At 62.6% G+C, this 12,421-nt stretch carries 6 protein-coding genes; all 6 read right to left on the bottom strand.

The window, feature by feature from the left end:
* Positions 1 to 6: 6 nt before the first annotated feature.
* On the bottom strand, positions 7 to 480 hold the full coding sequence (locus BUS42_RS21655; RefSeq protein ID WP_074309623.1) for a chemotaxis protein CheW: 474 nt from the start codon (positions 478 to 480) through the stop codon (positions 7 to 9).
* A gap of 11 nt (positions 481 to 491) precedes the next feature.
* A complete protein-coding gene (locus BUS42_RS21650) occupies positions 492 to 3,617 on the bottom strand; it encodes a hybrid sensor histidine kinase/response regulator (RefSeq protein WP_074309621.1) in 3,126 nt (1,041 codons plus the stop codon).
* Between the two features lie 3 nt (positions 3,618 to 3,620).
* A complete protein-coding gene (locus tag BUS42_RS21645; protein WP_074309620.1) occupies positions 3,621 to 4,442 on the bottom strand; it encodes an STAS domain-containing protein in 822 nt (273 codons plus the stop codon).
* 814 nt (positions 4,443 to 5,256) lie between these two features.
* The gene (locus tag BUS42_RS21640; protein ID WP_074304409.1) at positions 5,257 to 6,648 is read right to left on the bottom strand and encodes an IS701 family transposase; all 1,392 of its coding nucleotides are present in this window, start codon (positions 6,646 to 6,648) and stop codon (positions 5,257 to 5,259) included.
* Between the two features lie 665 nt (positions 6,649 to 7,313).
* Positions 7,314 to 8,678: an IS701 family transposase gene (locus BUS42_RS21635; protein ID WP_074304624.1), complete on the bottom strand. Its 1,365-nt coding sequence runs from the start codon at positions 8,676 to 8,678 to the stop codon at positions 7,314 to 7,316.
* A 148-nt stretch (positions 8,679 to 8,826) separates the two neighbouring features.
* Positions 8,827 to 11,616, bottom strand: a complete 2,790-nt coding sequence (locus BUS42_RS21630; RefSeq protein WP_074309617.1) for a glucosidase family protein — start codon at positions 11,614 to 11,616, stop codon at positions 8,827 to 8,829.
* Positions 11,617 to 12,421 lie beyond the last annotated feature (805 nt).

Below are 12,421 nucleotides of genomic sequence, written 5' to 3'. Positions count from 1 at the left end.
GGTTGGTCAGGCGAGGGCGGACAACTTTTGTTCGACGACGGCGAGAAACCGTCGCGGGTTCAGAACGACGAGCAGTTCTCCGCTCAGCTTGCAGACCGCGTCGATAAGGTCGACCCGGCGCACGTTCGCAAGGGCGTTCTCGTGGTCATTTTGCGTGAAGCTTTCAATCTGATTGGAGTCGACGGTCTGGATCTCCGCGATCTGATCGACGACCACTCCGAACGCGCTGCCGACCGAAGGCTTGAAGAGGACCAGCCGGCTCTCGCCCGTCACCTCCGTGGCCGGCACTCCCAGCAGGCGCCGCAAGTCCAGGGCGAGGTAGATGTGCCCGCGAATATTCACCAGGCCGAGCACCTCGTCGGGAGCATGCGCGACGCGCGTGGAGGTCGTCTCGGCGGTGACCTCCTTGACGTCGAGGATGTCGACGCCGAAGAGGCGGCCGTCCACGCGGAACGTGCAGAACAGGCGTTGCGACTCCATGGGGGCTCTCTTCAGGTCAATGAGGACTGGGCGATCAGGAGGTTGCCGACCTTGCGCACGAGCCGGTCATGGTCGAGTTTGACCTCGTAACTGTCGAAACCGCATTCTTTGGCTTTGACTTCGTAGGGGATTCCGCTGAGCGACGTCAACGCGAGCATCGGCGTCTTGACGCCACGACGACGGACCTCGCGAGCGAACTCCCAGCCGTCCATGATCGGCATCTCGATGTCCGAGACGATCAAGTCGAACTCGCGTCCGGTCGCGAGTAGGCTCAGCGCGTCCTCGCCGTTCACGGCCGTCTCGACGTAGTGGCCATCCGCCACCAGGTAACGCTTGACGACCTCGCGAAAGAAGGGGGTGTCATCGACCAGGAGCAGCCGACTCGGCCGTTGGGTCGACGTTGCCGCCGCCGGGTTCCCCACAACTTTCACCGACTTGTTGAACAATTTCTGCATCAGCCGATGCAGGTCGAGGAACAGGGTCAGCCGGTCGCGGACGATCGCCGAACCGAGAATGCCTTCGTCTTGTTCCGGGTGTTCCTGGAGGTCGACCGCCAACGATTCCATGTCGACGATCCGCGACACGAGAATCGCCATCGGTTGGCTCACGAACTTCGGCAAGATCAGCGCCATCTGCGAACTCGACTCCGCCAAGGCCGGCTCAGGGGCGGAGACGTTGATCACCTTGTCGAGTCGGAGCACCCGCAACGACTTGCCGTCGACCGTGACGTATTCGTGATCACCGACGCGATCGAGCCGGTCTCGGCCGATCATCTCGATCCGGCGGATCTGGAGCAGCGGCAACGCGAACTGCTCGTGCGGCCCGTATGCGAATAAGAGCACGCGATGGGACTGCGTCGATTCGCGGGCACTCGCGGCCTTCTTCTCTGATTCCAACGCCGCCTCGAAGCTCAGTCGCGCGTGCTCGACGATCCCGGCCACGTCGGTGATCAAGGCCACCCGGCCATCGCCCATGATCGTCGCGCCCGTGAAGATGCCCACCCGTTTGATCGAGGCGTGCATCGGCTTGACGACGATCTCCTCCGTGCCGCGCACCTCGTCGACGACCAGTCCGAAGCGGCGGCCGGGCAGTCGTAGCACCAGGATGTACTCGATGCGGGCCGGGTCGGCGTTGGCCGCGTGCTCCTTCAAGATCTCCGCCTTGTCTTCCGCCGTGAACGGATGCGGCCGGCTGAGCACGTCGCGGAGCCGGACGACCGGCAGGATCCGGTCGCGCAACCGATAGACTTCCGTGTCGTAGGCTTGCTCGATCCGGCCGGTCATTCCGGGATGCAGGCAGACCGCTTCTTCCAGTTCACGCTGGGGGATGGCGTAACGCTCGCCGTTCACCGTCAGGATCAGGCAAGGGATGATCGCCAAGGTCAGCGGCATCCGCAGGATCATCGCCGTCCCGGCACCGAACTGGGAGTCGATCGTCAGCGACCCTTCGAGGTGCTCGATGTTTGTCTTGACGACATCCATGCCGACCCCCCGCCCGGACACCTCGGTGACTTGCCGGGCGGTCGAGAAGCCGGGAAGGAGGATCAGGGCCAGTAACTCACGGGTCGACATCCGGTCGAGTTCGGCCTCGGTGTTGAGCCGCATGGCGAGCGCCTTGGCCCGCACGGCTTGGGGGTCGATCCCCCGACCGTCGTCGCGAATCTCGATGCGAACCTGGCCGTCCTCATGGGCGGCCGTCAGCGTGATTTGCCCGGCCGCGGGCTTGCCGTTCGCAACCCGTTCCGCGGGGGACTCGATCCCGTGGTCGACGCTGTTGCGGACCAGGTGAGTCAGCGGGTCGGAAAGCTGTTCGAGGATCGTCTTATCGAGCTCGACGTCGCGGCCGACGACTGTCATTTCCACTTGCTTGCCGAGTTGTCTCGCGAGGTCGCGAACCACCCTCGGGAATTTCCCGAACAGGTTCCCGACCGGCTGCATCCGGGTCCGTAAGACCGTTTCCTGGAGCGAGGACGTGACCGCGTCGAGCCGCTGCACGATGGGCCGGAGCAGGCCGTCATCCGGGTCGAAAGCCAAGAGCGACTGGTTCCGGATCAGCGTGAGCTCGCCGGTCAGGGTCATCAGGCGGTCAAGCAGCTCGACGCTGATCCGCAGCGACGCCGTCTTGTCGGGTTCCTGCCCGTGAACTCGGCTTGCCGAACCGAGTCCCTCGACGGTTGCCAGCGCTGATTCCGAAGGCGGCACGAGTGGGGTGGCCGCGAGGTCCGGCGTCGCGATCGCCACGCTTGGTGACTGGACCTGCTGATTCTCAACGGGGAAGCGGAGTCGTTGCTCAACCTCCCGCTGAGCGAGCGCCGTCCGCAATTTGCCTCGCAACCGGACCGGCCCAACCGGGGGGCCGACCGCTAAATCGCTCGCCGCGAATTCGAGAACGGGGTCCTCGACGCCCCCCAGGCGATCGAGTTCGGCAAGAAGCGTCGCCAAGGGACGCTGACTGGCGCGCATCCATTCCGCGAGGTCCACTGAAAGCGGCAAAGATCGGTCCTGGTGGACGTTCATCGCGTCCGCCGAGAGCCCCAGGGCGCGGCGAATGTCTTCGGCCTGGAGCGCCGTCTTGAGTCGGGCACGGAAGTGAATCGGGCCCCGGGCAAAGTCACCGGTGACATCCTCCAAGCCCATCTCGATCCGGGGGGCGGAGACCGCTCCACAGCGCTCGAACGCCGCGAAGAACCCCGCGATCCGGCCGGAACACTCCCGATCCAGTTGCCGGAGATCGATCTCCCACGCCTGAGAGCCCTGAAGCGGCGCGTCCTCAAGCCGCTCGAGTTGCGCGAGAATCTCGCTCAGATCCGCGGCATGGCTGTTTCCCAGGTCATCCACCAGCGTCGCGAGATGGTCTCGAGCCACGAGGAGGCGCTCGATCGCCAGGGGCGAAACCGGGATCGCGTCACTTCTCAACGCTTCCAGCACCGTTTCCATGGCGTTCGCCAGGGTTCGAACCGACGAGTAGCCGAGGAAGCCCGCGTCTCCCTTGAGCGAGTGGACGATCCGGAAGCCGCGGTCGATCCGTTCCCGGCGCTCCTCCGGTCCTCCGGGGTTTTCCAGGGAAAGGAGCGTCTGTTCGAGGACCGCCAGGTGTTCTCGGGCCTGGATCACGAATTGATCGGCGTGGGCTTCCATCGGTTATTCAGCCTCTCGCATCGGGCCGCGACGAAGGCCGAAAGGCTGATCCAGCCCCGTGACGCGGAACACGGTCGCCATTTCGACGGACACCCCCGCCAATTCCAGGGACGATCGACCGAGTCGAGCGAGATGCCGCGGAACCGCCGCCAGGAACGCCAGGCCCTGGACATCCAGGTCCCTGGTCGCTCGTAAATCGAACTGGATGGTCGCGCACGGGGAATCAATCGCGGCAAGGAACTGCCCGCGGATCCGTTCGACGGCCGCTGAATCCAAGATGTCCGGGAAGGCGATCGTCGTGACCGAAGGTGGAGGAGGCGAAGCCGTCGCCGGTTCCGACTGGGGAGCGACGGCCAATGGTGACGGGGCAGGGGCCGCCGATTCAACGGCGACCGCACCACGACCGGACGGACCGGTGCCGCTGAGCACGGCTCGGAGCTCGACGACCTGCGCCTGCACGGGGCCGCTGAACGCCAGCTCGAGGTCCGCGTTGGGGTCCCGGGTCGCGTTCGAGATTTTGCCGAGGAGGTCCACCCCCCGCAGCAAGACGTCGATGTCTCCTGGTGAAAACGAGAGGGTCCCTTTCTGCGCCTCGACGAAGCAATCCTCCATGACGTGAGCGACTCGGGCGGCCGGATCGACGTCGACGACCCGGGCAGCCCCTTTGATCGAGTGCGCCGCACGCATCATTTCGTCGAGCCGCGACGTGTCGCCCGGCGCGCGTTCGAGCGCGAGCAGGGCGGTACTGAGCACCTCCGAATGAGCCTCCACCTCGGCCCGAAACATGTCGATCAGAGTGTCGTCCGGACCAAATCCGCTGCTCATGGGGATGGCTCGCCCGCCGTTGAGATGCGTGGAACGGTCATTCCCTCACGCCAAAATCCCGACGACTCGTGACGCGTGACCGCCCCGGTGCTCCAGACCCACGTCGAAGTGCTTACACCGCCTCGTCGAAGCTTCATCGTGTCAAGCGAAGGCAGGTTCTTACGGCTGCACACACTCAAAAAAGGCAATCCCGACTGTACAAAGAACCCAATAATCGTCTGTTAAATTTGCCAGGGTCGTAAATCAGCTGCCGAATGCGTAAAGGAGCGAGCGAACTGCATCGGTGAGGTGTTTTCAGTTGAACCTTGAACCCATCCCGTTGAATCAAGACACACTGATCTTCACAAGAAAAGACCGGTTTCAAACACGGACCATATCGCGTCCCAAGAGCTTTGAACGGACCAATTTCCGCTGATCTCTAAGCTATCACTCACCTGAGCTTACCACAACAACTGGTCATCCCAAATCACCCAATTTACAGCCGACTTTACCAATTGCGAGGATTATTCAAGCGGCAACAAAAACACCAACTGTCTCGGCTGCAGTCAAAATCGGGAAAGCGGTGGCAGCCGAGTTCGACGGCGTACACCTTGCTTGGGACGGTGGACAAGCACCTCAAGCGGAGCCGGGGGAGGGGGGCCTGGAAGATCCATCGGGGGGGGGGAGGGAGGGAACCGGTGTTGATCGTCAGCAACACAACAGTAAACAAATGACGACTAGAAACGGGGAAAGGTAAGCGGTCAGGCACCTAATACTACAGCGCTAAGTCGTATCCCATTTGCATCGGGGCAACTCTGTGAGTTTGATGCCCAACTCATGCAGCCTTCGCCTTGTCCGCTTGGTGTGGCACCGCTGTGCCACGGCGTTTCGACGTTGCGCCCGCTCGATCTCTTCGGAGGTTCGCTCCAGTAGCTTCCGCGGAGCACTCAGCCCCAACCACCAGAATGGGATCAACGCCGCTACTGCGGTGTGTACCTGGCACTCCGTCAGGCCCAGGTTTTTCCCCCCCGAACTCCTGTCGCATCCGCGACAGGAACAGGTAGCTCAGGCAACTCAGGATCAGGTGGCGTTTGAGCCCCTGGTAGCGTCGGCCCTCGTACTGATCCAGCCCGATCTCGGACTTCTGGTCTTCGAAGCAGCGCTCGACTCGCCACCGCGAAAATGCGACGAGCAACAGCACCTGCACCGACGTCTCCTCGGGGGCGTCGCCGACGAAGAACTTCAACTCCGCCGGGTTCAAGACGTCGCGGGCGGCGACCAGGTGCAGCGGCTCGCCCGGCAACCCGTCCGCGCCCACGGGGGAAAACCGCAAGTGCTTGACTTCCCAGACCATCGGCCCCTTGTGCCCGTCCTTGACCCGCCACCGGACCCAGGGCTGGTTGCGAAACCCGTCCTGATCGAGCATCGCCTCGACCCGCCGGGCCGGCGCGCTGCCGCTCGCCAGGCGAGGCGTCTTGCGGCCGCGGCCCCGCCCGTGCTTGCGATACTTCCTGGTGACGACACGCGGTGCCTTGATCCAGCCCATGAAGCTCCGCGGCACCTCGCCGACGTACTTCTGGCTGCGGCCCCTCAACCCCCGCAGGAACTCGGGCTTACTGCCGTAGCCCTCGTCGAAGGTCACCCAGTCGAAGTGCAGACCGTTGGTGATGGCGCGGTCGTAGAGTTCCAGGGCGATCGTCCACTTGGGCCGGTAAACCATAGCGTCGGGGATGCCAGTCTCCCGGCAGCGGTCGCGGTCAGAGGACCAGGACTCCGGCAGATACAGTTCGCCGTCGAGCAGGCAGTGAAAACCGTCGCGGGCGTAGGCGAGGTGGACCGTGACGATGCAGTTCTCCTTCTTGCCGACGGAGCCGCACCACTGCCGCTGCACGCCGGGGGTCTTGTTCCCCTTCTTGACGTCGCTGGTCTCGTCGAAGACGCCGATCGCGTTGGGGCCGGCGTGCTCGTCGCGGACGATGTGCTGGAGCCGGTCGCGCGCCCGGTCCTGGTCCCAGCAGTGCTGGCTGAGGAACTCCTGCAGGGTCCTGACGGGGACGCCGGCATTGATGGCGATCGGCTCGACACTCTTTTCGGGGATGTCCGAGAGTTGCCCGGAGACGTACACCGGCAAATGGGACCGCGTGTCCTTGCGCGGGAAGCAGTCATCGAACCGCTTGAGGAACTTGTTCAGCGCGGGTTTGAGCTTGCGGATCTGTGGGATATCCATACTCGTCCCTCCATAAACCATGAAGGCGAGCATACTTTCGCAATGGCTGGCGGATCAAGACGGTACAACTTGGCGCTGTAGTACTAAGGAACGGGACGCAAATCACTTCCCGATTTCAGAACGATTCACGGACGTGCCTCGTTACGGCGTTAACCCGTTAAGAGACTCTATAATCGCAAACAACCTTATGTCTTGAATACGCCTCGGACTGTTTGGTTTAAATTCAGCCCCACCGGGGCGGCCCAAGGAAGCCCAGGGCAACGCCCTGGGGACTCGTCCACGAGGATAATCAGCCCTGAAATGGCGACTTAAAAGGTTACACCAGAATGACCTACATCGCAAGGCTCCCGCTCGAACTAGGCCGCCCTTACAGGGCCATGTCATGCAAGCATGTCGAGTTCCCGGGGCGTTGCCCCGGGCTACCTTGGGCCGCCCCGGTGGGACTGAAACCGGCGAGAGCGTACGCCACTCGACGGCAAACCGCCGTAGGTCTCGCCCCAGCCTACTTTCGTGGGGTGAGTCTCGGGAAGTGATTTGCGTCCCGTTCCTTAGTTCAAGTTTCGCATAAACAGGGACGGATCGGGAGCGGCCCGAGGCCTGTTATCGACCCCGGCGACCCCTTGATCAAGTGCGAGTGAGGGCCGAAATCTCCGGCCGATGTCGGCTCAGCCCGCGCGGCTGAGAAACTCGGTGAGCTGCGCAATCCAGGCTTTTAGGTCATACCGGTTGGATAGCGCTCCCTCGGTTTTCTCCTCATAGCTGACCCGCCTCAAGGTCGTCAGCAGGTCGGCAAACGAGGCCTCTTGCTTCTTCGGATACCACGGGCGGACCGGAAAACGAAGAAATCGATGACCGGTCTGGTGGAACCAAACCACCACCAAGCTGTAGAGAAACAACGCCATCGGCGCGGTTCGCTCGATGGCCTTGGGGAGGCGATTGGCGGGATCCTCGAGGCCGAGAAGTTGCTTGGTATTTTCAAAAGTACATTCGATTGCCCAACGGTACGAGTAGGCCGAGAGAATCTGCGGGACGGTCCAATCGAGCTTGGTGCAGTAGAACATCTGATCGGGACGTTTCCCCTGGAGGTCACGCACCAAGACGATCGTCAGGAGTCGGTCCTTGCCGGCCTTGTAGTAGAGGGCCTGGATCGTCTTGACCGCCAAGCTGGCATGGAGCCCGAACTGGTCAAAGTCGTGTGGGGTCCAGGGTTGATTCGCATCCTCGGCCCACTCCTTCATGCCGGGGAGGCGCTGGCCTTTCTTGCGGGGCGCCCCTTTGGATTTCTCCTCCTTGGGAGGCGCTGGCTCATAGAGGGCCCCCTTGGGATGGACATGGCTAATGAGATGGACCGTGGGCGGAAGTTGGCCGAGGATGCTCTGGCCCCCATAGGCGCTGTCGCCGGTGATGACGATCTCGTCGTCGGGGAACCAGTCCGCCGCCAAGTGGATCAATTCCATCGCGAGTTCGGGGCGGGTGCGATGATTGGGATCGGGCTTTGCCTTTTTCTTTTTCTGGTTCTTTTTGCCCTTGGTTAAGCCTTGGCGGTTGACATAGAGCCGCATGGCGATGGGCAAGGCAAAGACTTTGGTCGGTGCCCAGAACGGGTGGACGACGATCAGGCAGAGGACGACCCAGTCGTGTCCCCAACTGACGAGAGCTTTGGCTCGACTGGAGATGAGTGGGTCGTAGTGCATGCCGGCGCCGTAGAGGGTGAGTCCGCGTTTTCGGCAGAGGGTGTCGTCGACGGCCCAGTAAAAAGTGGCGCCCGGTGCGAGGATGGAGACGACAAGCTTGGCCAGGGACATCGAGAAGTGATCGAGGTCCCAAGCGGCATGGCTGAAGAAGCGATGGAAGCGTGACCAATGTCCGATGCCAACCTGGCCGCTGGAGAAGATGAGTTCGGTAATATAGCGGTGGCGATTCGAGAGGATCCAGCCGGAGGCGATCAAGGTGAAGGTGTGGAAGGAGGGATTGGTGAAGACGGGTGTGAATTGCTGTAGCAAGAGGAGGAAGGAGGGTGTAAGTTCCATGGGTCGGCGTCCTGTGTCAGGGGAAATTGTTCGGTGTAAGGCCCAAACAATTTGCCAAAAACTGACAGAGACGCCGACGTTTTTTTTTGGAGCCCTATTGAATCTACAAGTCGGAATTTGACATTTGGGAGAAGTGCGAAACTTGAACTTAGTTCTCCCGGAATTGGATGAGAAGATCGACGGGGTTCTTCACATCTTTGAGAGTGATCGTTTCCTCGCAAATCTCCAGAGGGGTCGACGGGGTCGCCTTCGCGGAGGCGATCGGGCGGCCAGACGGGTGACGGAGGCGGAGTTTGAGCTCCGCTGGAGCATGACGGGTCGGGGGGTCGAGGTGAACGCGGAAGGTGCCGTCGGCGTTGGCGTCGATCCGGTAGCTCAGATCGCCGTAGGTGGTGGGCGCGGCGGTGACGGCGACGTGTTTGCCGGGCTCGAGCCAGGCGCGTGGGATTCCTTGGCCGAGCCAGAGTACGTTCTTCTCGGGCTTGGTGCTGCTCTCCTCGCGAAGTAGCAGGTTCCGCAACAGGCGGAGCTGCTCGGTGCAGGAGTAGAGGTGCGGCAACGTATAGTGGTTCTCGCCGGTTTTAATCATTGAAACTTCTACAGGCGAGTATGTGTCGCGGGTCATCCCGAACGCCATGAACGACCAGAAGCCGAGCAAGGTCTTGCGGACCTCGTCCCGTTTCAGGGTGTGATTGAGGTAGCCGAACGTATAGGCGTGGTCGATGCCGTCCTGGAACTCGGAGACGCCAGCGATCAGGCCCCCGCGCTGTTCGATGAGGTCGACGATCCAGGCGGTCCGCGGGTCGTCAGGCGCGAGCAGGTCGGTGCCGAGCAGGGGGCTGGCGATCAGGCCCCAGTAGTCGCCGCCGCGGTACTTGCTGAGTTTGAGCAGCCGGTGCGTGTCGGGCTCCATCGGCAAGAGCGTCAGGCCGTCGCGCGAGAACGCCGCCGCCTGCATGGAGTCGAGAATATCGTTGCGGTACAACTCAGACTCGGCGGCGAGCTTGCCGGCTTCGGGAGCGCCGAGGTCCTTGAGCGCCGCGGCGGCGAGCGCCATGCCTTGAGCGCACCAGGCGTTGCCGAGGTAGTTATAAACCTTTCCTTGATAATCGTTGTAGGGCCGGAACTTGATCAGGCCACGAACCAGACCGTCCTTCGGGGCGGCCTGCCGTTCGCGGAGAATCCAGTCGCACTGCTTCACAAGGTTCGGCGCGACGCGTTGGAGCCAGTCGCGGTCGCCGGTCAACTCGTAGTGCTTCGCGAGACCCGCGATGAATCCACCGGCATCAACCAGGCCGCAGTCCTGGACATAGAGCCCGTCGGCTTGCTGGAAGTGGCACTGCATGTCGAGGATCTTCGCCGCGTAGTCATGGAGGCCGTACTGGTCCATGGCGATCGCCTGAAGCGTCACGCTGTTGCCGAACATCGAGTCATAAAACCCGGCGCCGTCGTGCGGCTCGAGGTGGCCGTTGATGGTGTCGGCATTGAGCATCGAGTACGCGATCCAGGCGCGGTACGCTTCCATCACCCGCCGGTCCGGCACGTCGAACCGCGTGGCAGGGGCAAGCTTCTGCTGCCACAGAGTCGCCGTCGCCTGGAACTTGGCGGCGAACTCGGTCGCTTCGATGGCACGGGCCGAGGTAGGTTCAGGCCACTTGAGCTTGAGGAAGCACTCGGCACGGCCGTCGCGCTCGGCCATCGCCATCGTTCGATGCTTGTTGCCGTCGCCCCAGGCGAGCGTGACTCGCTTGGGCAACCGGGCCTGCTTGTCCACAACACGCGCGGTCATGCGTGCATAGGCGAACGTATCCTGATCGACGCGGAACCCTTCGGACCAGCCAAAGACCGTGAGCTCGTGCTCGACACCGTCGATCACGCGGCTGAGCGTGACGAGTGGCAGGTAGCCATGCAACAGACGGCGCTGAAACGGCACGCCAAGCTGGCCGAATTCGACGGCGGAGTCGCCCACCAGAAACCAGGCCTTGGGCGGTGTCCACGGGCTAGTGTCGAGCCGGCCGAGCCAGTCGACTCCGATCTCCTGCACATGCCCCGCCACGCCGACGATCTCGCGCGGCGAGCGGAACGGCGGGTAGTAACCGACGATCTGCTCGTAGGTCGGGTCGTCCTTCCCCTGCCTGAGCAGCGCGTTTACCGGCTCGTCCGGTGGCTGGCGCACGGCCTTGAGCTGGGCCTCGGTGAGTTTCCACTCTGAAGTCGGCGTCGGCTCGATGCCCACCTCGTCGATCGCGCCACTCTGTTTCTCGTCACCGATCGTGTTGTGGGCGCCTTCAGTGGCGAACGGCTTGTCGTCCACGCCGTAGGCTTTGCCGGCCGCGACTAGCGTCGGTGCCCCGGAAAACCCGTTAGGCCGCTCGATTGTTCTGAGGTCGACCCACTTGCCGTCGAGCTCGTACTGGAACGCGACGTGGTCGCTGCCAAGCCGAATCCTCATCGCGTGCCGCGTGTTGAAGTCGACCCCGCGGTGGTCGACCTCGGTCCCTTTCCCATTCGCGACGTCGATGCTATAGAACCGGCCGAACGGCGTCGGCGAAAGCTTGCCGACCCCACACCAGTTGTCGGCATCCCAGACGATGTAGATCGACGCCCACCGCGCCAGCTTGCCGGAGACGGAAATCAAATCCGCCCCCGCCGGCCTCTGGATGTGCGAGCGGCCGCCGGCCGGCGCGACGAACGTCGCCCAGCCCTCCTTCACCTCGATCGTCCCCGCGGAACCGATCACCGTCTCCCACCCCGCGCCCGGCCCCGAGCCGTCGAACCGCTCCTGGAACGGCAACACCTCCGCCCCCGTCGCTTGGGACAAGCCAAGCCAAAGGCCGAGACAGCAGGGCAGGGCGAGGCACGGCCAGATCCGGCCAGCCCGCCTACGGTCGAGCGTGCTCGACGCCCGAAGCTTCGGTTTCGCGCGATTCGCAAACATGAGTGTGGCATCCTCAAGGTCCGCTGACCTTCGGAAAATCACTGGCAGAGCTCTCGACCGCCGATCAGCCGCGAGCATTATTTCCATTTTTGGAATATACCGCACGCGGATCGCACCAACAAGGGGTTGACGCAACCGCTCCGTCCTCATAGGCCGGCAAATCCGACCTCAGCAGGTTGGACCAAGAGCCTCAGTGGATTCAGCCGCCCAACCAAGGAGGCGGATTCCCTTCAGGCAACGACGTTAAATCCAAAACTGGAATATAACCATCACGGCCCGTCCCGGAACGGCCGGTCGCATACGCCCGACGGCCCGCCGACGTCGAGCGTGACCGGCCCGAACCTATTTCTCGCTCGCCTCAGCAAAGAAAGAATCCCAGAGGACAGGGAGCTCAGATTCCCCGCTGGTCTCCTCGATAAGGAGTGTGATTCACCGAGGCGTTCGGCCTCGCGAAGGTGTCCCGGTTGAAGAGTTGGCCCGGTTTCCACCGATTTGTCGCGGGTAGCAAGGCTCAGGACCAAACCCGAACCGGTCGTAACATGAACAAGGGGTAGCGGCTTCATGCCCCGCCCGGCACATCAGGACTATTCAGAACATTCAAGAACTGGCACCCCGCTTTCCCCAAACGTCCCAGTCAAGGATTGCCGAGAAACTATAATGGGGCGATTTGATCCCACGGACGTGGTGTCGGGAAGTTGACAGGGCCTGCGTTGACGAGACTGGGGGGATGGGCTATGGTGCGATCCCCTATAATCCGTAGGCCGGTGCCGTCAGGTTTGGCGTCAACTGACGCAGGGCAAGGAGG

This window comes from Singulisphaera sp. GP187, from assembly GCF_900129635.1.
Lineage (GTDB): Bacteria > Planctomycetota > Planctomycetia > Isosphaerales > Isosphaeraceae > Singulisphaera.
This window is presented reverse-complemented; position numbering and strand designations above follow the sequence as displayed.

Coding starts and splice junctions, on each gene's coding strand:
- BUS42_RS21655 (WP_074309623.1), bottom strand. CDS start 480: ATGGAGTCGCAACGCCTGTTCTGCACGTTCCGCGTGGACGGCCGCCTC.
- BUS42_RS21650 (WP_074309621.1), bottom strand. CDS start 3,617: ATGGAAGCCCACGCCGATCAATTCGTGATCCAGGCCCGAGAACACCTG.
- BUS42_RS21645 (WP_074309620.1), bottom strand. CDS start 4,442: ATGAGCAGCGGATTTGGTCCGGACGACACTCTGATCGACATGTTTCGG.
- BUS42_RS21640 (WP_074304409.1), bottom strand. CDS start 6,648: ATGGATATCCCACAGATCCGCAAGCTCAAACCCGCGCTGAACAAGTTC.
- BUS42_RS21635 (WP_074304624.1), bottom strand. CDS start 8,678: ATGGAACTTACACCCTCCTTCCTCCTCTTGCTACAGCAATTCACACCC.
- BUS42_RS21630 (WP_074309617.1), bottom strand. CDS start 11,616: ATGTTTGCGAATCGCGCGAAACCGAAGCTTCGGGCGTCGAGCACGCTC.